Source organism: Halocatena marina (genome assembly GCF_023276375.1).
Taxonomy (GTDB): Archaea; Halobacteriota; Halobacteria; order Halobacteriales; family Haloarculaceae; genus Halocatena; species Halocatena marina.
Map to the genome: position 1 here is coordinate 39,206 of NZ_JALLPK010000005.1, position 24,792 is coordinate 63,997.

Annotated in this window: 21 protein-coding genes; 12 read left to right on the forward strand and 9 right to left on the reverse strand. The window is 49.9% G+C overall.

Annotation, left to right across the window (positions count from 1 at the left end; all coding sequences use genetic code 11):
- The first annotated feature begins 140 nt into the window (after window positions 1-140).
- The 4 genes from MW898_RS24890 (at window position 141) to MW898_RS24905 (ending at window position 3,717) form a co-directional block, all read left to right on the forward strand.
- Complete coding sequence (locus tag MW898_RS24890) at window positions 141-1,010, forward strand: M99 family carboxypeptidase catalytic domain-containing protein (RefSeq protein ID WP_248911001.1); 870 nt, start codon at window positions 141-143, stop codon at window positions 1,008-1,010.
- A gap of 837 nt (window positions 1,011-1,847) precedes the next feature.
- Window positions 1,848-2,354, forward strand: a complete 507-nt coding sequence (locus tag MW898_RS24895; protein WP_248911002.1) for a hypothetical protein — start codon at window positions 1,848-1,850, stop codon at window positions 2,352-2,354.
- 384 nt (window positions 2,355-2,738) lie between these two features.
- Window positions 2,739-2,966, forward strand: coding sequence for a hypothetical protein (locus MW898_RS24900; RefSeq protein WP_248911003.1), 228 nt, complete (start codon window positions 2,739-2,741; stop codon window positions 2,964-2,966).
- A gap of 526 nt (window positions 2,967-3,492) precedes the next feature.
- Complete coding sequence (locus tag MW898_RS24905; protein ID WP_248911004.1) at window positions 3,493-3,717, forward strand: hypothetical protein; 225 nt, start codon at window positions 3,493-3,495, stop codon at window positions 3,715-3,717.
- A gap of 1,159 nt (window positions 3,718-4,876) precedes the next feature.
- Here the strand turns inward: MW898_RS24905 and MW898_RS24910 are convergent.
- Window positions 4,877-6,493: an MBL fold metallo-hydrolase gene (locus MW898_RS24910; protein ID WP_248911005.1), complete on the reverse strand. Its 1,617-nt coding sequence runs from the start codon at window positions 6,491-6,493 to the stop codon at window positions 4,877-4,879.
- A gap of 537 nt (window positions 6,494-7,030) precedes the next feature.
- Here MW898_RS24910 and MW898_RS24915 point away from each other — a divergent pair.
- Entirely contained in the window at window positions 7,031-8,008 is a 978-nt protein-coding gene (locus MW898_RS24915; RefSeq protein WP_248911006.1) for a right-handed parallel beta-helix repeat-containing protein, read from the forward strand.
- A gap of 50 nt (window positions 8,009-8,058) precedes the next feature.
- Here MW898_RS24915 and MW898_RS24920 read toward each other — a convergent pair whose 3' ends face one another.
- The 5 genes from MW898_RS24920 to MW898_RS24940 form a co-directional block, all read right to left on the reverse strand.
- Entirely contained in the window at window positions 8,059-9,396 is a 1,338-nt protein-coding gene (locus MW898_RS24920) for an outer membrane protein assembly factor BamB (protein ID WP_248911007.1), read from the reverse strand.
- Between the two features lie 166 nt (window positions 9,397-9,562).
- On the reverse strand, window positions 9,563-10,642 hold the full coding sequence (locus tag MW898_RS24925; protein ID WP_248911008.1) for a hypothetical protein: 1,080 nt from the start codon (window positions 10,640-10,642) through the stop codon (window positions 9,563-9,565).
- A 376-nt stretch (window positions 10,643-11,018) separates the two neighbouring features.
- Window positions 11,019-12,335: a site-specific integrase gene (locus MW898_RS24930; RefSeq protein ID WP_248911009.1), complete on the reverse strand. Its 1,317-nt coding sequence runs from the start codon at window positions 12,333-12,335 to the stop codon at window positions 11,019-11,021.
- On the reverse strand, window positions 12,332-12,634 hold the full coding sequence (locus MW898_RS24935) for a PIN domain-containing protein (RefSeq protein ID WP_248911010.1): 303 nt from the start codon (window positions 12,632-12,634) through the stop codon (window positions 12,332-12,334). Before MW898_RS24935 ends, MW898_RS24930 begins: the two co-directional genes overlap by 4 nt.
- A complete protein-coding gene (locus MW898_RS24940; protein WP_248911011.1) occupies window positions 12,624-12,830 on the reverse strand; it encodes a hypothetical protein in 207 nt (68 codons plus the stop codon). The genes MW898_RS24935 and MW898_RS24940 overlap by 11 nt, the downstream gene beginning before the upstream one ends.
- 610 nt (window positions 12,831-13,440) lie before the next feature.
- Between MW898_RS24940 and MW898_RS24945 the strand changes: the two genes are divergently transcribed.
- From MW898_RS24945 to MW898_RS24970, 6 genes are all read left to right on the forward strand, one after another.
- A complete protein-coding gene (locus MW898_RS24945; protein ID WP_248911012.1) occupies window positions 13,441-13,644 on the forward strand; it encodes a hypothetical protein in 204 nt (67 codons plus the stop codon).
- Window positions 13,645-14,269: 625 nt separating this feature from the next.
- Window positions 14,270-15,259 (forward strand): ParA family protein, encoded by a 990-nt coding sequence (locus MW898_RS24950; RefSeq protein WP_278000027.1) that lies wholly within the window; start codon window positions 14,270-14,272, stop codon window positions 15,257-15,259.
- Window positions 15,256-15,690 (forward strand): DUF7970 domain-containing protein, encoded by a 435-nt coding sequence (locus MW898_RS24955; RefSeq protein WP_248911014.1) that lies wholly within the window; start codon window positions 15,256-15,258, stop codon window positions 15,688-15,690. The genes MW898_RS24950 and MW898_RS24955 overlap by 4 nt, the downstream gene beginning before the upstream one ends.
- A gap of 642 nt (window positions 15,691-16,332) precedes the next feature.
- Window positions 16,333-16,665 carry a hypothetical protein gene (locus tag MW898_RS24960; protein WP_248911015.1) on the forward strand — a complete coding sequence of 111 codons (333 nt, stop codon included), beginning with the start codon at window positions 16,333-16,335 and terminating at the stop codon, window positions 16,663-16,665.
- A gap of 772 nt (window positions 16,666-17,437) precedes the next feature.
- Complete coding sequence (locus MW898_RS24965) at window positions 17,438-17,935, forward strand: hypothetical protein (protein WP_248911016.1); 498 nt, start codon at window positions 17,438-17,440, stop codon at window positions 17,933-17,935.
- Between the two features lie 63 nt (window positions 17,936-17,998).
- Window positions 17,999-18,163, forward strand: coding sequence for a hypothetical protein (locus MW898_RS24970; protein ID WP_248911017.1), 165 nt, complete (start codon window positions 17,999-18,001; stop codon window positions 18,161-18,163).
- A gap of 266 nt (window positions 18,164-18,429) precedes the next feature.
- Here MW898_RS24970 and MW898_RS24975 read toward each other — a convergent pair whose 3' ends face one another.
- A complete protein-coding gene (locus MW898_RS24975; RefSeq protein WP_248911018.1) occupies window positions 18,430-19,035 on the reverse strand; it encodes a twin-arginine translocation signal domain-containing protein in 606 nt (201 codons plus the stop codon).
- Between the two features lie 923 nt (window positions 19,036-19,958).
- Window positions 19,959-21,572 carry a glycosyltransferase family protein gene (locus tag MW898_RS24980; protein WP_248911019.1) on the reverse strand — a complete coding sequence of 538 codons (1,614 nt, stop codon included), beginning with the start codon at window positions 21,570-21,572 and terminating at the stop codon, window positions 19,959-19,961.
- A 454-nt stretch (window positions 21,573-22,026) separates the two neighbouring features.
- Between MW898_RS24980 and MW898_RS24985 the strand changes: the two genes are divergently transcribed.
- Window positions 22,027-22,671, forward strand: coding sequence for an HNH endonuclease (locus MW898_RS24985; RefSeq protein WP_248911020.1), 645 nt, complete (start codon window positions 22,027-22,029; stop codon window positions 22,669-22,671).
- Window positions 22,672-23,468: 797 nt separating this feature from the next.
- On the opposite strand, the gene MW898_RS24990 is transcribed toward MW898_RS24985, so the two are convergent.
- The coding region (locus MW898_RS24990) for a type B DNA-directed DNA polymerase (RefSeq protein WP_248911021.1) at window positions 23,469-24,792 on the reverse strand (1,324 nt) is incomplete at its 5' end.

Genomic DNA, 24,792 nt, shown 5'->3' on the forward strand with positions numbered 1-24,792 from the left:
CATATGTGTTCTGAAGTCCATTTAGTGCGGTATCTGCCCATGTACAGGCATCACCAATGTGTAGGCCATCCTGTAATATCTGAATAACTTCCAAAGATAAGCATGATATTTTAAGTATTTGTCCTACGTATGACCCATATATGTCAGGGGCACGACTTGGTCGACGAGCAGTACTACAAGCAGCGGCAGCAGTTAGCATAGGAACTACACAGTTGGGAACCGCTCAAGCATCTGACGGGTCCAATAATGCATGTACCCGTCAAGATAACGGTACACCAACACAAACAATCAATCCTCCCGCAGATAGTCCACCTAACGGTGGGGAGGATTCTACACTTACATCGCTTGAAGTGGAAATTCCTCCACTGAATCAATCGCTTGCGGTCACAGCTGTCGATAGCAAGACAACCGGACCAACAGCGCTCATCGTTGGAGGTATTCACGGTGACGAAGTGGCTGGCTATCGCGCTGCTACGCAACTTTTGGATTGGAGTCCAACTGCCGGTCAGTTGGCGATACTGCCAAAGGCGAATCCGGGTGCCATTGCCCGCGGATCTCGGTCAACAGAGTATGGAAATCTGAACCGGCACTTTCCCACGAAGCGTACCCCGTCATCACCGGTGGCACGCGCAGTGTGGAACGTTATCGAGCGAGTTGACCCAGACATACTTCTCACTCTGCACGAGTCAAGAGGGATCTACAAGGAGGATTCTTCGGGGGTCGGCCAGACCGTTTTTCACTCGCCGACCGAGGTTGCTCACGATGCTGCTCGCATGGGAGTTCGTCGGGCAAATCGAACAATCGGAAGCCAAAGACTCAAACTAAAAACAGGCCACATTAGTCACCCAAGTATTGCTCCAACAGGTCTCCTCGCCGAAAAAACGGCATACGACGTTGAAATCCCCTCATTTATTATTGAAACGTACGAAGGAGTAAATCTTAATGCTCGTATCAGCTGGCAGAAGGCGATTGTTCGTGGAGTATTAGATTACTTCGATCTCACCGACTAAGTCATCATTGCTAGTGTCGGTGCTTTGTAAGATGAAATCGGTAGAAAGAGAGAGAAAATAGCAGCTCCCCTCGAGCGTAGTTAGATATAAGATGAAAGAAGATGCCCGGTTATGCCTTCCCCCACATTCTGCGGTCCACATCGGTTTGTAGCAACTCTTCCGCCACAGTGATGAGCTCCCAGTGCCCCGTAAGTCTCACTCATGATGCAGCCCGCATTGGATTGTTGGTCATGATAGTTTAAGACTTACAGGGATCATGCAAGTGTCTCCGGTAGATTAGTTATCCGATAGTACACTTACAATATACTTGTTCGACAACCAACGTTATTTCTATATCTTAGGTTAATAGACCTACTCGGTGCTAAGATCTGTATTTTCATAATATAATTTTTTATATGGTATTCCAGTATTAGCTATTATTAGATCAAACTATTTTTCTGATATGATGCACTGGGGGAAGTCCGAATACAGTGTATATACAGTGGGTGCTGACCCCTTCCAATTGATCTCTTCTCATAGCTTTCCCGTGATATTCCCCCCCCCTCTGCATTTTTGTACGATGAAAACATGTTGGAAGCTTTCGAGGAGGAAACCTTGCTTTAGAATAGAAGAATGCGAAACACTGGCAACAATCGCAAACCACGCTCGCATTCGTTAGTATATGAAATTAGATCATATATTTGCTCTCTATTGTAGGTACCTCTGCCTACAGCTGGTGGGGAGATCGATACGTAAACTCTTCTATAAATGATCTCGACGCTGCCTCTAGTGTCAAAGTACGATGCGATGACGATAGTATCTTGATCATGGACTCTAGACACTATTTAGCCAATATCCATGACAGATGATGTTAATTCGCCACAACGTCTTGGACAGTTACAAAATGCAATTGAAGATATGTCACAAGAACAACTAGCATCGATTAATTCGAAAATTCGATTTTGGTATTTGTCTACTACTGCTCACGTATTTCGTGTAGAGGAAAAAGAAACGTTCTGCGGTCGTCAAATAGATCTGAGTGCTGGAAGAATTGTAACGCAGCAATCAAATAATGGGGCAGAGACCATTTCACCTCAAATAGAAGATATTTGTGAGAAATGTTTCAATCGAGTGCTTCAGATATACGAACAGAATGGACAAAAACTGGTTTCGACTGAGTCACAGAGTCATGAAGAAAATCAGTTGCAGACTACATCTGAAATCACGAAAACAGTAACAAGACACCTTGAAAGTGAAGATTTCCATGCGACAGTAGATATTACGATTGAAGGGAAGGATGAGTTGGCACTCAAAAAAGCTCAGGAGATCGAGGAATCCGTACAGGAAATACTTGGATATAAGTAATTATAATGCAGTGATGTAGAATGAATATCCGATAACAGCTATATTTTATATAGGCATTAGATTATTGTCAGATGTTACACTCTCTGACTGGCACTATATGTTGTTGAAATATAAGCTATGAGACTAATTGGAAATTTTTATATTGTATCTTCATGAGATACATGAGTACGGGGAAGCAGAATAAAATATCAATCGGGAATTACAATACGTTATCATGTATATGGCGCCCAAAGAAGTGTCAGATGTAGATGTTTAAATAACTACGTGAGTGGTTGGATGGCATCAATAAGGATCTACTCCCTGACATTAACAGACATGGTCAATTGGGCCACATCATGTATAATGTTATCCTGATATATTTATTCTCCCCCTGATAACATAAAAATGTCAAGAAAAATTCAGATTTCGTTGACGGCAATGTTGATTCTCGCCCTTGTCGGTGGTGGATTTGGTGCTGCAGCAGCTAAGCAGTGTGACACCGATGACGGTGGTAATACCACAGTGATCAATGACGACGATGTTGTTGATGTTGATAACGCTCTCAACGACATCAACTCCAACGTTCTAGGAATCACGAATCAGGACAGTCCTGTGGACATCGCCTCATCTTAGAGGAAATTCAATAATTTTTGCTGTATTACATAACTCTGAATAGTGTCTTCTTTTTGAATATATAACGATATTAAAATGGCAGAAAATCTATGACATAGTAACCATCCTTAAAATGATATTATACAAATATGAATTTTCTCTATATGAGCTCAATCGTTCGTCAGTCACATACGGTCTATTATTAGCAGATATATCAAAAATATATTCTTTGTGAGGGATGGAAAACGGGCGTTTTTGACACTCTATATGATTCATCTGCCGATATCATTTTTCACAATGCAATTCTATCTGAGTTTCAGTAATTATAAAATATCTTTTGATTCTTACACGCACCAAAATCTTTATAGTGGCTCCATCCATGGAATCTGATGTTGGGATGGACGAATACATTGGAACACACTAATATAATATATCTGATCATAATCCACCTCATCGGTGTCAGAACAAACATCATATAGAGGATTGGAATAGATACAGTTGGATATATTATATTTTCCAATGTAGAATATCCCCACATAACCAAAGGATGACCCGAAATTTCCAAATCGCACTGACTGTAGTACTACTCGTGGCTCTCATCGGTGGCGGTGCTGGCGCAGCAGCAGCCGGCACATCCGATGTTTCCAGTACCACTGACAACGTCGTCGTCGTCAACGATGATGATCTCGTAGATGTCGATGACAGCATTAATGACATCAACTCCAACGTTCTGGGGATCGCAAATCAGGATAGTCCTGTCGAGCTGCTCTGATCGGCGTATAGAATCACAAAGGATTCTCCCGGATCCTTAACGCGATAAGATAAGTTGGAGACCGTCACTGACGTTGGAAACTCATCTATTGTCAACTAAGTATCTTCCTTAGTAGATAACCTACATCTACGTCTTTTTTATGCCGGTGTCAAAAATCACGCTCGATGACTATGCTGGACATTAACCTATACTATGAAGTGTAGCTTGACCGTCGCTTGCACAATTGAGTGCTCATCCATCTCGCTATTCGTATTACGATCGAAGCTCCCAAGGCTAGGATCTCTGTTCGATTTGTAGATATAGTCCCACTCATCGAGCCGATCACATCTTCCGCTACACTGAAACCACAACATGTGGACTGAACTACGATGTATAATACCAATTGTGAGATTACGTCATAGCAAGCGAACAGCAACGCAGGGTGAATACCATTTGTCACCTCAATTATGTGGAGAGTCTGTCTTCGAATCGATAGTCGATAATATATTACGAGACAGGAACGTTCTTGATACTGATCTCGAATGTCGCGAGTCTGGCTACTAACCAGAATACTTGCGTTCTGGTGCTAGACACAACCCGCCGGAAACTGAGTGTGAAACCTGTACGGACAACGACCTCCGGTTGGGATGGAACCACAGCAACTGATTTAGTAGCCGAACCCTTCGTACGGGGAACTTCCATGACCCCATGTCAGGGTGTGTCAATGAACAAGTACTTATAGGATGCTCGTCAACGAATTATCAATGGTATTGTGAAGGTACAATTGTATGGTTATAATATGTACCCAGGTCATTTCTAGAATATTATAAGAAATTAAGTATTACGACTGTACGTTTGTAACTATCTCGGAGTATATTTATACAAATGGCGTAATCGGTTCTGGAATTACATCCAGAATATCATAGTATAATTAGTTAACACCATAGTCAGTACCGAAATCGAATAAAGTTGATAAATTGCTGTAATAACGCCTCTAAGAATACAGTGAATCAAGACGAATTATCCGACGGTTTCATACGTCGATGAATTATTCCAACGCTTCGGGCTACTTCTTCTCTCGGTCTCCTTCTATTCGTACACACTACAGCTTTCAGGCTCTAATGACCACTCCGTTATTATAACCGAATATCGATTGAATAGGTGACTTCAAGAGACGAAATTAAAGAATTTCATCAAGTGTATCGATTGGATCTGATCCGTTTTCTTGTTCAGAATGAGTCGCCTCTTCCACTTGCTCAGCTGTATCAAGAACAAGAGTAACGTTTTCTCCGTGCTCGAATACCATCGGTGGATCTTGTACACGGAATAGGCACACGTCGCCGCCAGCGTCTATAACGCTTGCCTGACATTTCTGACCATCAACTATCGACTCAATATAGTTGATCTGCTCACGGAGTGATGCCAGCGATGTGTTGATCGATGCTGTCTGTATTTCCGCTGTGCGAGTAGTATCGTCACTATTACCGTCATCAACACCAGCTGGATCGCCATTTGGAAGAGACCGTCGCCACGATCCATCGGGTGATTCAGCCGGCAGGAGTCGCTCTTGGATCACCTCGACGTCGAGCCCTTCGGCTGCAAAGTCGATCGTGCCCGTCCGCACAGGCAGCGGCAGCGAGAGCTCGTACTCACTCGGGGTAGGCTCGTCGTGGTAAGCTGTCGCGCGCTGGCGGATGTGTTGGGCTGCATCCGGATCGATTTCGGCCGGCGCAACCCAGTTCGTGCCGTCATAGAGAGTGTAGACCAGATCGTCGTCGATCGACCAGACGAAGCTGTCGGGGAGATGGATCCCCTCCGCCTCTGGCGTGGGTCGCTCTGCGAGCACCACCTGCACCGGAGCGAGCGCCTCGACGACCGTTGCGAGGGTTTCGGGGTCGGGATAGTTGTGCCACGGGAACGATTGGACCATGCATTGAGCGGCAGTAATCGGCGTGGCCACCCCACGCGTGAGCCGAAGAACGGCTGCCTCCGGATCGTCCGCGAGTGCCTCGAACAGCTGTCCGGCGGGGCCTTGCACGGGGGCGTCCGGCTCCGCGATCGCAACCGTGCCCGGCGTGAGTACCTTCTCCGGCGGGGCGTCTGGCAGGCGGGTCACGTTCGGAATCGAGTAGCCCAGCTGTTCACATAGCGTTGCGGTCCGCCCGGTGACGGTGATCGGAAACGGCGATCCGAGTCGCTTGCCGAGATGGCCCAGCAGATACGCGGCGTGGATTCCTGTTGGCTCGTCCGCCGTGACGAGTACCGTCGCGTCCTCACGCGCGCGCTCGCAGACGATCGAGAGCGTCTCGGTCAGCGCGGGGGCGAACGGATCGGCCGTGGCACCCGAGAGCACCAGCGAATCGATCGCCACCGGGAGATCGAGGCCGATACCAGAATAGCCCGCCGCCCGCCTGATCGTACACTCATCCGCAACGAACAACGTATGTGCATCTGTCCCGTCAGGAATCTCGAGGAGGAAGCCCGCCGCGCCTGGTGCGTGACCAACCGGCAGCGGGTGCAGCTGCATCCCACGGACGAGTTGGGTCCAGGTATCGACTGAGACGAGTTGTTCGAGAATAGCGTCGGAGTACTCGATATCGCGCAGGGGAGCACTGCACGCTTCGGCGAGGATCGTTGCGGTATCGGGCGCGGCATAGATCGGTGTCTCCTCGCGTACGTTCTCACCGAGCGTACAGTAGTACTCCGGATGGGCGTTATTGACGATGATTCCCGCCAGATACTCACCACGGGACTCATCCAGCAGCTCGTCAACGGAAACGCCGCGACCAGAATTCACCAGCAAACACGCTACTCGGTTGGGACATAACCCCTCAAATCGTAAGAGGAGAGATTCGCCACCAACATCCGGGTTGGCACGCTGATAATGCAGCCTCATCTACTTCAAGTATTGGACCAAAAATATATAATGATATCCCATAGATAAGTGGAATGTAATTTTGTATCGGTAATGAATATGAAGTGTATATATAAGGAATATAGATGATAGTTCAGAAAATCGTTATAATCTCTATTGATACCGTATCTATATCTATGAATTAGACGTTAGCTGTGTCCAAAAGCTGAAATGTAATCACACCATCGATCTTTGAAGATGTAACTATATTGGCTCGATATTCTTCACACGGTATTATTGGTTCACAGCTACCGTCGAAACACGTTATAGATAGTATCAGAATATAATATAAATATATATCAAAGTTGGGGAACATTAAGGTTACTACCACACCATGGTTGGTAACATATGGGGACGTATATTGTCCGCAGAGGGAATTCACTACAGTCGGTGTTGAATAGTACGTCGAGGGGTGATGCCGTGGTCGTGACGGACGGATACGATGCAACGAACGATTCGTGGCCGGTGACGATCGATACGGAGGTTCGCATCGAATCAAATCCCCACAACCGGATCGCCGTTCCTAGCGAAAAACAAGCCTCGTTCATTCTCGATCTGAACGGATCGAACCGGCCGCCAGGTATTACCTTGGTGAATATGTACGTCGATGCGAACGGTGCCGATTCGGCCTTTCGAGTCCAGAACGCTCGGTTTTGCAACTTCGTCGGCTGTCTCGCAGAAAATGCATCCGAGTGCGGATATCTGGTGCTCGATCACGACCATCCACCGAACAGTAACCGGTTTTTCTACTGTGACGCGCACTCGAATCAAGGCGACGGATTCTTCATCGACGATCGCGCGCACAGCACAACGTTCGTTGGCTGTCGGGCGGTCGGGAACGACGGTCGGGGGGTCTGGTCACAGAATAATTACGCGAGTTCGTGGATCGGGGGCGGATTAGAGCGCAACGGCGATCAGGGTGCCTATATCGACGGGAGTGAGGTGTTCACCCTCTCGGAGGCCTATATCGAGGGGAACGCCCAGAATACCTCTGATCAGGTCCTCTTTGCCAAGGCACAGACGGCGACGCTTGCCGAGACGTATATCAACGGCTATGACGCCCCCGAGACGAACGGCGTCCGCTTTCTGGAGTCGAACAACTGCTCGCTCCGGAATATCGAATATCGAGACCTGAGCGGACTGGTCGTGAACGACGACTCGCTCAATACGGATCTCCACCGCGATAGCCACTTTTCGCTCGACAGCACACCGTTTCTCGTCGCCGATACCGGCGAGCAGACGCGAAATTACGGCGTGCTCGAACCGACGGACCTCTCTGAAGTCACCGGTCGCTACGAAGGCGAGCGCGGCATCAACAACGGCACCACCGGTCCTTTCGGACTCGCGATCTGGAACGGCTCTGCGTGGGTGAGCATGCTGAACGGCATCGCTATCTGAGTGAGTGGCTCTTTTTTCACGTCAGGATGAACAATAGCGTCTCGCTCGTCTCAGAGTCGTCCGGTGATCGCGCGCAGTGAGGTTCCCCCGACGTAGACGGTTTCGTCGGCCACTGCGGGTGGGGCGAATGCGTTCGTCAGATCGTCGGTCGGCGCATCCAGCCGCCAGCGGATGCGCCCGTCAGCGAGGGCAAGCGCAGCGCCGCCTGTATAGAGGGTGCCATCGGCAATGGCTGGCGTCTGGACGGTGACGCGGCTGTCGTTGAACACCCGCTGCCACTGGACGGTCCCCGTCTCGGCCCCGAGCGCGAGCACGCGGGCGCGGCCCTCTGGCTGTGGCGTGCGGTCGTTAAAGCCGATGTAGACGGTCGCATCATCCACCGCAGCGCCGGTCCACACCCCCGTTTGTGCACCACGGTAGCCTGTGGCAGTGTGCTGGGCCGGCTGCACGGTGTGGGTCCAGACGCGTGCGCCGTCGGTGCGTCGCCGTGCTTCGACCGTCGTCGCCGCTTCGGTTCCATGGCCGACGTAGATGTAGTCGTCACCGACTGCTGGCGTGTTCTGACCCGTCGCCCGGTAGGTTACGCCCGCATCGACTGCCCAGCGGACATCGCCGGTCGTTGCTTCGAGCGCGGCTAGTTCATCGCCGGCGAGATAGACGGTCTCGTTTTCGACTGCCACCGGGGGTGCTTCGTAGCCGTTGATGCCAGAACGGCCCGTCTCGTGCGTCCAGAGGAGTGCACCGGTTGCGCTGTCGAGTGCATAGAGCCGGCCAACGGTGCCAGCCCCGAAGTTTCGCCCGATAATATACACGATATCGCCAGCGACTGTCGGTGCGCAAAAGGCCGCCGCCTGGCGGTCCGGCTCGAACCGCCACACCTCAGTCCCGGTCGCTGCTTCGAGCGCCACCACTGAACTGTGCCAGTGATCATCGTTACTCGCGCGCTCGCGCGTAGTTTGCGTGCAACCCACGTAGACGAGCGTCTCCGCCACGGCGGGCGTGCTCACGGATGTGAGGTCGCTATCGGCCATTCGCCACCGCTCCGCTCCGTCCTCAGCGGCGAGCGCGATGAGGCTGGTGCGGTCGCTCGCGTACACGGTCGAATCGGCCACAACGACCCCCGAGATCCGGGCGGCCGCCTCGTGCTGCCAGCGGAATGCGACGCTCGATTTCGGTCCCTTTGCCCCTCGTCGATAGCCCGTTTTGGTCGCGGTTCCCCCGGGTTGTGGCCACGTTCGTGGGGCTGTCTCAACTGCCGAGTGGCCGCCAGCGTCTGCCTGATTGGACGGCTCCGTGCTGCTGGCGGCTCCTCGTCCCACCAGGTTGGCACCTGTAACCATGCCAATCCCCTTCATGACGCCCCGGCGGCTGACGTCGTCTCTACTCATATTGGTTGTTTTCTCATTCCATCCATATAGATATACCCATACATTGAATTATTACATTTTTAATTCGAATTTCGCATACGGATGCATGTTTAGTAATATGAATGTAGAATTTTAAGAACTTCTCCGTTGACCATCTTATCTGTATCAGATACAGTGCAGCAAACTATTAGAAGTGGTATCCAAAGTTTGCCAATCGGTAGAGACCGGTCCCAAAGACCGTATTCTTTCCCGAATCCTCGTAATTCATGAAGCTTATGAGCCAACACTTGTTGCTGTTGTTCGGTGCCTCGTGAAAACTGATTGCGCCACTGTCGCCTCTTTTGAGCTTGTTATTCGAGTTGCTTTTGTGCACGACAGTGTAGGGTTTCGGGACACAGCCGGGGGCCGTGTAGATCGTATTCGCTATTGATTGAATCCGGGCGAATGTCGTCCGGCACGTCGATTGCCCCACTTTCTGTGTCTTCACGTTGTGGCTTTTGAGATAGCCAATGCCATCGGATGAATAGTGGCCGGCAATCCCGTTGTATCCAGAGTACCGGATCGATCGCTCGATATGATAGTTCGAATTGAGTCGCACCATCGCAAAATCCTCTCTGCATTTGGCTGCCTCCACGGTCCCGAGAGCAGTGCCGTCTGGATGCTTGAGTGTTTTGCCCGAGGCATTCGATCCAGCGAAGATGTGCTGTGTGGTGGCGAGATATCGCCGGCCGTTTTTGAACGCGGGAGCACCAACGCTCCCAATTGGCGTTGAGTTGTCCCCGCTGATCGCGTAGCCACCGTAGATCGACGACTGAGAGGCATTCCAGCCTTGAAGACGCTGTCTACAACTGAGTGGTGTTATCTCGTCAATAGCTTCGACGGTAACCGCAACACCACCGATATGAACCGGAATCTCGCCCAACATAGAGTCGAACAACGTATGTTGTATCCGGACGAGCAGTTTGGCGTTCTCTCCGCCGCGATCCCCCGGAATCACGCCAATACTGACGATTCCCGACAGTCCACGCAGCAGCTTCGTCAGGCGATCTTTCATCTGTGTTGCGTGACGAAAATCGTTGTACCAATCAGCTGGGACGTATCGTTTGATTGGCGTTCGCTGTGAGGATGGCGTCTCACTATGAAATCCAACGACGATCGGAACCTCATCGGAAGCAGCAGTATCAATATCAGCTTTCGTCAGATAACTCGCTGTGGATTGCGTGAAGCCAGCACCAAGCAGTGATGATAACAATCGCCGCCGGCTCATTCCAGGATACGTTTTAGTATGGATCTTGTTGGTCAACGGACGTGTAGAATTGTTTAGCAACATCTGATTCAAAATAATATTACGTTCGTATTATAGGTTGTCGAATATCATTATACATAAGATGTAAATCAATATCACATTCATTTTGGATAACTATGTAGTATAATATCATTATAATCGTGTATAAGCTACACGTAGATTCATGTTATTCATTGTATAATTGACAGTATGGACACAATTGTTCTCGACTGTGGAATCAACGCAAAAACCACGGTTGCATGTTGGAACGGCAAATAAGATGTGTTTTGTAGAAACCACATCAAGTGGTCGGTTAGCAGTGCGATCATCATCCTGCTAACTGATCGGCGTCGGACGCTTAGGATGGATCTCCATCAAACGCTGTCGCAAGCTGTTTGCGCATGGATTCTCGTCTAAGTTTTCTGCGCCGCTCTGCTGAGAGATAATTATCAAGAACGACCGATGCACTGGAACTCCCCTGTTCAGCAGCGATCTCGCCAACTTCATCAAGTATCTGTTCGTGAGTCGCTGTGTACGCATCATACCAGAAACGGCGTCCCATTTGTGGGACAGGCTTGTGACCTTCGATTCGCTCATCGAGATTCGCTTGCTCGGCGAGCGTATCGAATCGGTTCAGCACCGTCCGCCTGGAAATATGACCCGAGTTAGACCGCTGAGACGGAAAAAGATAGCCGTTCCAGTCGCCTTGCTCTGCGAGTTCCCGGCAGCGTGATATGGCCACGTCCTGTCCAAAGAGAACAGACACCTCGCCGGGCCCGTTCTTGCGCTCATCAAATGCCACATAAGGAAGATCACCGTCTTCGCCAAAAACTAGCTGGGAGCGATGGAGTGTAGCAACTTCTCCTGATCGTAATCCCCATGCACAGAGAGCGATGACTAACATTCGTTCGGCAGTTGTCTCGACCGCACGGGAGAGCGCCTGAACATGGGCAGCGCTCAGAGCAGGATTTGTTGGTGTGTCGGCACTGCTGCCATCTTCATTTTCGGTCTGTCGTGACCAACGATACTCTTCTTCAAGCCCAGAGACGGGGTTGACAGTCACTCGCTTCCGCCGAACGAGATGAGCGTACCATGCCTCGACAGCCTCATGAACCCGACGCATCGTTTGGGGGGCCAACTTGCCATCCAGTCGATCGATCGCTGCCCATGCAGCGTCAACGGCTTCGTGGGCAGGGATATTGGTGTTACGGGAAACCGGTAACACGAGATTAGGAGTCGCGTTCGCGGTCGCGTAGGCACGCACGTAGGAGGCCAGCCGATAGCGTAGGGTATCTTCTGAGGACGGGCTGAGACTGCCACGCTCGCGGCGACTGTCGAGATACGACTCAAGAAGAGCGATTGTCTCTTCGTGATCGATACCCCACTCGTATCCTTCGTCCTGATTGAGCTGAAGATCGTCGGCCCAGAACTCACCAAACGTTCGGTCGTGATATTCTCGTAATGCATAGACGAGCCCGCGAAACCCGTTATCTGATAGCCACGCGTGGGTCGGACGCTCCGCCTCGGGATCGTGGCCGGCACGCTCGAACGCTGGGGCAATCACGTCCCAGTAGACCTCAACGAGCTCGTCGAGACTAAGTAGCGTCCAGCGAATTTCGTTGAGTTCCCGGTCGTGCTGTTCTACTGATGCAGCAGGTGAGTTGGTAGTGGTCATGCAGTGAGGTCGGCAATAAGGTCGAACGCATCGATGACATCGTTCAGATCCGGAAAACCATTCGCCTCGACAGCGACGCCAGCGAGGGCTGTGTCTGCTTTTTCGATATACTCCTCTGAACGATTCGAAGCATATGCAATATAGCTACGAATGCCGTCCATAACGGTTGTGACTGTCGAATTCGTGGAATTGAGAATGACTAGAATGAGCTCGTTCTGCTGACGACCACGGGCGATGAAGATGCCTGTATCGGCGACCCATATGATATATTTGTGAAAGGATCGGCCGCTATGACTCATCCATCTCACGTTGGTTGGTTCTTTCGTCTAACGGATGCTCACGTGCCGTATGAATCTGATCGAGATACGGATCGTGGCCTCGCATCTCGCGGAGGGGGTCTGTAAAAAGACAGGCGAGGCGGGGACGGTCAATTAATTGAGCTACAAAAATGATGCCATAGACCGCCCGTTCTAGATCACCAGCAGTTTCCGGCATACAGTTCGTAATTTGTGTATTACGTAATAGCCCCTGGGGAGTATCATCCAGTGAGATGATGATTGTCAATTGACACAATCCGTTCTTAGATTCCAATGCTTTCCTTCAAATTCTACTGTCCCTGGTAATTCACTCATAGATCGCGTTTCTTGTTTCACCAGCATCTTCAACGAAGGAGTAGCTGTCGTACTGCGGTTCGAGGGGATTCTAAGTCAATCATTCTGTGATGGTAGGCCAATTTTACCATTTGTAGGATAAGTATTGTGACTTCTCAGACCACATCAGTCAGGGAACTCAACGGTGTAGGAGCACAAGATATGCACATCGGAAATAAACTACATAGCGCTATACCAAATGTGGCATAGGAAAACGGAGCGGGACGGTGAAGACGTCGCAGTTGAGTGTGGAAAAATGGAAGTCAGGTGATGAGAGCCTCGAGATTCTCTTAGATGAGCAGTTCCGTCCGGTTGTCAGTGTGACTCATCACTTCGTCGAGAATCAACACCTCAACCCCTCAAAAACCGTGCCGAATGTTCACAAGAGGCTCGGAGGCTAGAGTTCAGCCCCAGAAGCACACTACTCTTTTATTCCCTCGATCAAGACGTTGAATATGGTTGACTCGACCCCTTCGGTATGGAACGAACTGCCAGACTTTTTCGTACAGGATTATCAGAACGTGGTCGTATACGCTGATTTCGAGCAAGAGACGATTCTACACGAAGGAAAAATTCGTCTTCTTGCAAACGGGTGGGTTGAATTGCCGACCGGTCGCCTTCTTTCGCCGAAAGCTGTTCATCATATCGACACACAATAGCACCGATGGCGACGACTGTGGCTGATACTCACAAACAGTCTCAATGCTCGCTGATGTGATCTCTTGAAGTTGGTCTTTTCGACCGGATCGGCGATCCGTGCCCCAATATCCGGCATGTTGAGAGGGGCATTTATTTGATGGGTTTGTTGTCGTCCATATCCACCTGCGCATCGATTACATCGAGGTTGAGATCGTTCTGAACATCGACTCCACATCGACGATGGTTTCACAGAACTCTTCGAGGATGGTTTCAGCTCAAGCACTGAGTATTCTGGTTTGTAAGACTCTGTGGAGCGCTGTGATCAAACGCATCTTATAGATAATTGAAACAATCATCTGTAGCAGACGTCTGTAACTGCTATCTGTAACCGTTGTTTGTAACCAGTGTTGATAGCTATTGCCTGCTGCAGCCTTCTGTAGCTGGTTCCTGTGATTGGTAGCTGTAGCGTGAAGCTGTTCCGTAGAATAGCGCCAGACATCTACAACAGATATCTGTAGCTAGTATCTGTAATAGATATCTGTAACTATCGTCTGTAACGTCTAACTGTAACAGACATCTGTAACTGGCATCTATAATAGATATCTGGAACAGATTTATGGCATAGTGGATCGTGACTGTAGGTGTATGATAGCAATCGTAATCTATTCTGAATCTGGTGGTACGTATAAAACAACAATGACAGCCAATTTGGCTGTTGCACTGGAACGAATGGATCAAGATGTCCTCGTTCTCGACCTCGATCCACAAGAAGGAAATCTGACGAGTCTATTCGACGTCGGTGAACACAGGAGTGATCCAGAAGCCGATAATCTGGTCAAGCATATCTTGGAGATGCCGGATGGGGACTTTCACGACTTAATCGAGACATCCTCGGAAGGAGTTGATATTATCCCAAGTCACGATATGCTTGGCGACTTTACCTCAAATCTGGAGCAGAAGATCTCCTATGAGACTGGAATGAAGAACATGAACCGAGACGAATATCCACGATATGAACTCCTCTACAATCTATTGTGGGAACAACAAAAGCTCCAGAATGAATATGATGCGGTACTAATTGATCCGAATGCGAGAGCAGAGGATCTCCTCTACAATGCTATCTATGCACTTCGAACGCTCGTTGCTCCCGTTAAACCAGCTGGCAAAGGGAATCTGAGCTTGAACGGACTGGAGGGACTCGTAAAGAACATGGAAAGTCAACTAGAGATAGAAATTGGGCTTTCGTGTGTCGTTCCTTCGGGAGTCGGCCGAACGAACGCTCACCAGCAGTATCGGAAACAATTTGAAAACGCGTTCTCAACGCCAGTCACTATTGGTGAGCGACAAAGTCTGATGGACGCCATGTGGGAGGCTCAGGGATCTGCGTTTAAGGTCGTCGAAGAACGGTGGAAAACGTTCGAACAAGACGATGAGATGGTAAGCGCACCAGAAAAACGACGAGTACACGACCGAGAAATCGAAACGCTACAGAAACTGTATGAACTCGCCGGATTCATCGCGGCAGACACCTTCGACGCTGAGATTAACCCAGTGCTGGAACTTGAGATCACCGATTACGAGAATGAGGTCATTGATCTACGGAAGATCACTGAAACGGAGGCTCCGACAGTATGAGTAGCTTCAAATCAGGATCAGGCAACCTCAACTTCGGAGAGGCTGAAAGCGACGAAGAAGAGACATCCACGGAAACCACTGAATCGGAGACATCATCACACAGACCCAGTGAACAATCGACATCGAGCTCATCGCAAGCGTCTCCATCACAATCGGAGCAATCCTCCGACCAATCGGATACAACAGCGAAGTATCCGTATTTTGTCCGGCGAGGAACCGTCGGAGATGAACGAGAGAATCGCCTTGAGCTCTTCGTCCGAGACAAAGTCGCAGAACAAGAAGCGACGTTCCGGAACGAGCTCGCAGAGGAGTTAGGAGTGGATGAAATTGCAAAGACGGACGCACGTGAGTTCGCCCTCCTTGCTGCGTATCAAAACCCCAAACATATCGCTGAGTGTATGCGAGAGGAAGGTTTCGGAGAGCTCAACTAACACTTTTCTATACGGTTGGAGATCTTTGGTGACGTTGTTGTCTCAACCGTTGGAATTGAACAGCCTGTGATGCGCTTCAAGCCACGATACATCGTGATGCGTCACATCGTCGATGACGGCATCGGGGGCGAGGTCCCGTCTTTCAGTTGTTGAACACGGGGTAATTTCGATACAGGAGCTGTGGTCATGAACGCAGTCGACCCCAGATTGCCTGGGGAAACGACACCAAATCTGTGGATACCGACTCTGAAGTGATCACGGACATTCCCACTCATTCGGACAGGACTCTCCCATCTGCAAATGCAGTCGTCCCGAACCGACACGTGACAATCTCATACAGTTGCGATCGGAGCTACGTCCCCCCGCACTACAACTTCATTGCGTGACGAAAATATATTAGTCATATAATACTGATAATAATTCACTATCTGTTACTCAGAAGTGGCAGACAGTATTGCGATTAAACGTCTCTATCAATATATCCTATTCACAGTATTTCATACTATATCTAAAAGAAGAGATACTTTTTATACAATAGCGATCCCAATGACCAGATATGCTGGGACGGTGTTCCCTTGTTGATCGGCGATCCGGTCTGCGGTCCTCAGGAAGGGACACCACTTCCAGTGAGTAATTCCAACTATGAGACGAAGTATCCAACTCACGTTGACCGCGTTCATGATCATCGGTATGGTTGCAGGTGCGTGTGGACCTGCCGCCGCGATGTCATACGATAAAAAGCACGACCGCAAAAAGACGGTCAAAAAAGTCGATATTACGAAAAAAGCGAACCTGAACTCGGATGATAATTCCGACACCACGACGAACAACCCTGTGATAGTGGTGGGCAACGAGAACAACAACGCAAATAATAACAACCTCGAAAACACCAACACCAACGCCAACCAGAACGAGGCGAACGCAAACGCAAACGCCAGTTCAAGTGGTATCGGTATCGGTGTTGAACTTCTGTAAAACCGTTACAGTTTGCGGTCAATTGGGAAAAAGCCTTGCGTCGGGGGCACTAGCCTGCTACGCTCACGGCGGTGAGTGTGCGGTGATCGATGCGACACCTGCTGCAAGGACAGTAATCACCAGCACCTTTTATTAGAAATCACAGCCATACCGGTGGGAAGTTCTCCCAAACAACATAGTGATGATACATCGCCTTATCTCGTCCCCATACGTTAACATTCATTTATTTGTTCATTACAACAGTAGCACCGTAATGGATGATGCTACGCCATAGTAATCATACGACTCGGTGCACTCCTGTTAGAGTATCTCATCGATACTGTGACAAAGTAGAACTCAGTGAGGAGCCACACCATCGTCATTCAGCAAATAGGACCACGATCATGTACCCACTGACTTATCTCATAATTGCGAGACTGCACAGTCTGTGCATTGTCAGCAATAGAACGCAGTGTCGATCAGACTCCGCAAACGCCTCTCATTCAGCCCTTCCCACGCCCGTATCGTCGTAGAGACCACAGTCTGTGGCGGACGGCAATAATGAACACACCGTAAAAACGCTCGCACGATGATTACAACCGACACAACCGGCCACAAAAGCTATTATATACTTATCGAGATATCGAGATGCTTCCGAGGGACTCCCGTTATTTCATGGTCAGCGGCAGGTCTCTCGACGGAAGCATACTACTATAATTGGAAAACGACTTTCGAACAGTTTGTTGATCGCAGCACTGACATTTCCGTCGTCGGGACTGGTGTAACGACAACGATGATGGCGAGCGATGGTGGTAACAATGGCGATACTCGGAGTGAAGCCACAGCGATCACCCCCGGAAGTATCGAGGCTGGGACTGTCGCCGAGGGTGACATCGATTGGTATGCATTCGACGCGGATGCGGGTGATCGGCTCTACGTAGAACTCACCGCTATCACGACGGGCTACGACCAACTCAGGCTCTCTCTTCACAATCCTGCTGGAGAGAAGTTTGGGGAGTCTTCGGATGTTCCAAATTCGTATACGCTCGATCGGGATCCAGCGGGTGACCAGCCACCGTCTGGAATGGTGATCGACGGTAACACGACCATCTCAGGGATGATGAGCAGTCAGAACGTGGACACGTACGCGGTCGAACTCAACAAAGGAGAGACGATCAACGCGACGATCGATCACGAATATTCGTTCGACATGCATGTTCAGCTGGTGAGTCCTGAAACACCAGACACGAGGCACTCGCGCTACAACCACGAGTACAACGGTTCGGAGTGACTGCGCGATGGGTTCACCGCTACCGTAAACGAGAGCGACATCTACTACGTTCGCGTCTATCCAGTGGAAAATACCATTACGTCTCTCTTCGAGGCAGGACCGTACAACCTGACGACAACCGTCACTGACGACGACACGACTGTTGATTCGAACGAATCATCCGACATACCGAACGGTAAATCACCTCCAGACGACTCGGAGATCGACGATTTTTCCCTATCGAATTGAGAGCGAAAGCGTCGAAGCGATTTTTCTGTACGGGAAATCGCTGTTCCGAATGATGCTCAGGAGAAACGTGCTAGCAACTATTACATCAGGACTCAACCGTAGCACGTCATCAGCACCTGTATTGTGGACGACCTCATCAACCAGTGTTGTTTTCTTGGATCTGCTATATTCGTACTATCGAGCAGCCATACTAAGTCCACATGCTCGATTTTGAAAGACGTTTATTCGACTGTATTGAAAGATGGAGTTCCCTATATTCGGTATAACTACCCTCGTAGATTTTCGAATTTGTCGAAATGGGCATCGACATCACCATAGACATAAATATCGTCGATAGTTCCGGAGAATCCGTAGGTATCGGTTCCCCCATTAACTACTCCACTCACCCAATCGCCATTGTCATCGTCATTCGATTCCCAATTGTCGGTTTTCCAGATAGAGCTAGATGAATGAATTTTATAGCTCCATCTTGTTGACGAATCAATATCTATCTGGCCATTGTCATTCTCAAATGTGAATTTTACACTATCTGCGCGATTCCTGCCCCATACTTCAACACCTTCAATCCGTCCCTGGTGATACCAGTTGTCAGCATATCCTTCGTGTACTTGTCCAGTACCCCACGTCCCGTTCGAGCCACCGGTGGATGGATAGTAATAGGAATCATCCTCTTCAGCGTCAGGTCCATTCTTGAGTTTTGCGCCACCATATGTTGAAATTTCATAACGTACTATACCGTCTAGTGAATCGATCCGGCACAGATAGTCCCCAGTTGCACTAGCTGACTCTGTCGTGGCAAACAGACCAGCAGTCCCGATTGCGGCCGTATTTTTAATGAATCCTCGTCGACTGAAGCCTTCTTTCTTTGACATCGAAATCATGTTGCTAATGACATACCTTATAATTACCGCTTTGAGATTTTAATGTATACTGTATAACATTCTAGTTAAACACGATTGAGGTGTATGAAAGTATCAGTGACAATTTTTTCCTAATTTGAATGTTATTCACTAAACATCATCGCCTGACTACTTCCCCTACTTTCGGCGCCCTGTCTCTATACGTGTGGTCGTGTCCTCACTGTGGGAGACAAGTGAAAACACGACGTGATCCCGTTCGGTTTCGGCGACAATAGTGACAGTTATATTAGATTTAGAAACATTTACTATTTATTTATCTAGACTCTACTATGGAGGATAGAAATCAGTCGGTCCAGCAGCGACCGGGATGCTATGCTATTCATCAACGGAAAGTGTACTCTCATCGGTCTTGCATGTCCGAACAGCGTTAGAATTCGAGACGAATTTGAGTAGTACAGTTTCCACAGATGTGATCTTTGGTTGGCGATTGTCTCTGCTGGAGTCTTCGTCGATCCATCATCACTGCCAATAGCTTGTTACATTTCACAGGAGTGACAACGATCCCTGCGGTTTCGGTAAGGGATATCAACAGATTTATTTGCTGTCATAGGATCATTCTATTAAATTTTTAGCATATATGTTAATTGGTAGAAATTGGTACTCAACTAGTAGGAAGTAGCTGTCGGCAGGATGGAACAGTTAGTGTAGTCGCGGGTTTCGCGGTTGTACAAAACGTGAAACCGCACTATCAGCGAATGGTTTCCTCGTCGAAAACGACTCACTCAGCAACCATCGGCTACTGGCAGTCGAAATGCGCGGACGGAACGCTTGAGCCGAAGACGTGCTTCGTGCTGCCGGCCGCACGCCACGATTGGAGGACAGTTCGACGGATATGACGCGGTTTTGTATGGGAATGATTAGCAGATGTCGTCTCGCTATCCAATAGAAGTTGTATATTTGTATATTACAAATTGCTGATTCGAGTAGACTGGTCGATATGTTTGTGTATCATCAAATGTAGATTGGTCTAACTGCCCCGTCCTAGCGATAATGTAGTCCGGTTGGTATCCGAAGTCAGTGAGGAGTTGAGAGAGACACGCAGGTCGGGAACATGACCTGAGTTCGCCGTTTTGTTGCTTGTATCGTTTGAATGCGCCATCGCCTTTCCATTCGGCCCCCCAGGGAGTGTTCAGGACCGTTCGCTGACTGTAAAAGGCGACGTGGCCAGTACGAGCGTACGAAACAATCGTCGTATCGGAGGCTGTCTCCTCGTGAAGCCATTCTGTCGCATCGTAAAATGCCGGTGGCGGTCCTGTTCGCTGATTTGTATGGGCAAACCCCATCCCCATTGCAACCGTCCCGAGCAGCAACACGCCGATGATGACGCTGCTTACCAGTTGTCGGTCGAACTCACGCCACCGTGAGAGTGGGATATGGTCGAACGGTCGGTCATCGAGAGAGAGATCGTGCTCTCGAAGCGTCGGAAGCACTACCTCACACACAGCGACCGTCACGAGGAAGGCTTCGACGAACGCGATGAATCGGACTGGTTGGAAGAGAATACTGGTTATCAGTATCCAGAGCGGAAGGAACCAGCGACGCTGGAGCAGACAGTAGAGACCGCCAATGATGGCGAGTGACCAAATTCGGAGTGGTGTGTAGCGCCCGTCGGTCGGAAGCAGCACGGCCAACAGCGGTCGGACGCTTGTCCGTGCGCCAACGCCGCCGTGCGTTCCGGCAGCATAGAAAAACACCTCGACACCGTGACGGGAGACGATGAGACCCCACCATGGAGCTGTGACGACGATGCCACCGATCGCAACTGTCGCTCCCCAGATCACTCCCTTGATGGAGCGATCGTAGACGGCGTACATGAGAAGATAGCTGACACCGAAAAACGGGACGTACGACGGATGGGACAAGATCGTGCCAGCGAAAAGGACAACAGCCGGGAGTCGGGCCGACTGCTCGCCGTCGCGGAAGAGTCGGAGGCCGTAGACGAGCCCTCCGACGAGAAAGATCTGTCCCATGAGTCGGACACTACCAGACGGCTGGAGCAGTTGCCAGAAATAGATAGCAGGAGTCACGACAATCAGGACACTCGCAACGATATGGTGCCATCGGGTGCGGTCGGTGAAGAGGGTCCGAGCGAATATCGCTGATACCAGCGCGAAGATGACATACTCGACCCACGTCATACCAGTCGCGATCTCTAGATATGTGAGTGGCGTGAGATCTTTGAGTACAGCCATTGTATAGAACGCCAGCGGTGGATACGCAAATGGCAGTCCTCCCTTTGTGTGATGAATGACCGTTGTTGGGATACCGTATCCCGCTTGCTCGATGGAACGGGCCATTTCGAGATAGAGTGCTGGCGGATCAGGCGCTGGATGACCGTAATAGGCGGCAATAATCATGAGCACCGCTACACCCATGGCTGGCAGGGTGTCTACGTACTTCTGGGCGGTCGTTCTCCACTCCCAGGAGCGAAGACCTACGAGCCACGCACTATACCATGAGCTATCACTGGCTGAACCATTTGGTGGCACCACAAGTGTTAATCTCGGGCTTCGGATAACCGATAAATATTTTGGATTCGCGTGAAGAACGACCGATCTACACCGCCGCACTTGGGACATTTTCTACGCATTCTCACTCGAGATGGAGTATACAGTTTCACACCCACAACTGATTAGACAGGTGTATGATAGTTTGTCAGTGATCTCGTAACAGATCCATTTCTCCATTATATCTTGTGTTCACACTGATTCTGTTGTGTTCCAAACTTCGTAAGTGAAATTGGTTTGTCAATATCTCGGCACTGCTGTTCGATGAGTCGACTGATTTCTCGACGGAATCTGTAGAACCGCTGTGAGAGTACATCGAGAGCTTGGTCGGTCGCTCTACCAGAGACGCCATTCAACCGCCCATAGTGATGGGCATTTATTTAAGTTATATTTTATAGTAAGTAGTGATAAAACCACAATCTAGTGATCAACAGAGATGAGTCCGGTGAGGACTGAGAAAATCAACTCAACGTACGATGAACAAGGCAGTTACGACGGCCGCTATCCACCAGATTGGGAGGCTCGAAAGAAAGCCGTTCACCGGAACAATGACTACACCTGCCAAGACTGTGGCATCAAGGCTGACGATGGGAAAATGCTCAATGTCCACCATATCAAGCATCTTTCGGACGGTGGATCGAATCGACTCTCGAATCTGACGACGCTATGCATCGATTGTCACAACAATCGGCACGATCACGATATCCGGAGAGACCGAGACGGCTACTCGTCTATGACAAGTATACGGGATTTATTCAAGCGATTCGTTCAACTGTTCAAATCCGTTGTCGGTGGCCTCTTCATCCTTGTAATCCACGAGTACGTGATCATCGGGGTTACCCAGCCGATCGGGTCAACATCCTGGCTCATTGGTGGTGGATATCTGGTTCTTCTCGCTGTTGGCATCCTCCTTCGTCCGGATAAAATCGCGGTACTGTACACGACTGCAGGCGTGATTGGCGTAGTGGTTCTGCCCTACGCACCAGCACGTGGAATCAACGGAGTGAGTACTAGTGTGGTTTTCCTGAGTCCGTTTGTGCCAGCACTCCTCGCAGGGATGTGGTGGCACCAGCGGCGATGATTTAGAAAAACAATCACCTGAAACGCGACTCGTTCTCGTCGAGTGACTCCAATCCCGTTATCGCCGACGCGTATCGGGAATTCGTCGCAGCCACCGCTGTTAATCGTCACCCAGATCTGTCTCGCAGAGTAACATGAGGTCGGTTGATTTAATTTCTCACAATTCAATCTTTGTAGAGAGATCTAAAGTAGCTGTGTACCACGTTGTGAGCGTATGAATAGACGTCCTCAGACTCAAGATACGCTGGCGGAGATCTGATGGTCGATCAGTTTCCGACCCGGCTTGGTGATGCGATCTCATCAGGGAGTCGACTAATCGAGAGAAAATACTTTCACGGGCTCAAAGTGTGGTCTCTACCGAATCGGCCCATTTCGGCACGTACCTGAGAAAGCTCACATACCTGTGAAATACATCTCTTCGTATAAAATGATAATTCAGTGTTAACATTGGTGACAATAATTGGAAGTGACCGATATATTTTTATTTATATTACTGGTACAATAGATTGCGGCATCACTTCGATGACCGCTCACGGAGGGAAGACAATCAGATGGGAAGAGCAGCTCCCCTTCGCTGCGTGCTAATGGTTCGAACCGAACCGCATTACTGCGGTTCGATACACTCGTTACTTCAGGATCGGTAGATCATAAGCCGTCTCACTCGATCAATGTTGAGTAGGCAAGGGTCAGTTGAAGAGTCTCTGTGTGCGTCTGGACGAGAAACTGGAATCGCGTGATCCCTTTAAGTGGTTCTGGCGATAAGGTGGAGATATAGACGAGGTCGCTTCGCTGATTTCTTCACAGAAACGATCTGAGGCTGGTATCGGTATGATCTGAGAGAAAGTGTTTAATCTGGGACGTTCGCCACCCGAGTGGCGACAGCACACTTGCGGCCGCCCGCACCAGCAACTCTCGATAGAAGGCAGTATCGTACGTGGTTGGATCTTCGAGTGCTAACGCCACCCGATCGCGCGAGCGCTTGTCGTCGTCGACGACAACGAACGAGACGTCTTGGCCGGGGGCACGCGTTAACCCGCGCTCTGTAGCCCGATCGAGCGCCGCGACGCTTCGTGTTGACTGCGTATACTCATCGCGAGCGTTCGACACTCGTTTGGTGATGACTAGGTCCGACGGATCGACAGCACCGCGTCGGAGTCGGTCGAGCCACGAGCGCAGTTCCTCACACACCGCTTCCGGCTCCTGACACGTATCGAGTTCAGCGATAAGCGCTTTCTGGGCACGAGCGATATACGCTGGCGTGCTTCGCTGGCGGCACTCGATCCCGCGATACGTATACTCGTCCTGTCCGGCTTTTTTGCCGAAGTACTTCGTCAACGCACCAGCATCCGAGTCACGCAACGGCACGAACGCAATCCAGTCGTAGCTGGTTTCGTGTTCAAGACGGATCTCGATCTCCTTGGAGATGTGCTCTGTCAACGCATCAAGTGGCGTTTGTTCTTGTTCGTCTCGTGGCGTCACCCAAACGCTATCGACGATCCCGTGAACGACCTGCCAACCATGCTCTTCAAGGATTGACTTCGTTTCCAGCAGTATCTCACGGGCGAAAGCATTGATCGCTTCGTGGCACTCGATTCGTCCAAACTTCGCGTTCGAAAATCCTTGGTAACCGAAACACGAGACCAGAATCCACTTGATCGCGCTCGACTTCCCCGTAAGTATTCGCTGTCGATTCTCGTCGTCTGTGTCCCGAAGTTCAGTCTTGATCGCGTCACGATCTTCGATGAGCGGTTCGAGTACGTCCGGAAGATAGCCACGCTCATCACAGATGCTGTAGTCGAGAGTCGGCACATCTGTACGATCGGAATGGCAGCCACAGCGGATCTTCTCCGGGCTGACGTTCCGCGTGACGATAATATTCGGATACAGTGACGAGAAGTCGAGTTCGTGGACGGTCTCGTGTACACCGACCGTCGGGGAAAACGTGACGCCGCCGCGATCGGCGTCGTGCAGCTGGCGCATCGTCTTGAACTGCTCATGGCGCCATGAACGCCACGGGACGAGTACGTCTCGATCGCGAGCTTCACGAATCTGGAGCGCGGTCAAAATGCTACCAATGGAGGACCACGACAGCTCCTGAAGGGGTTTCCACGATCGTTCGACG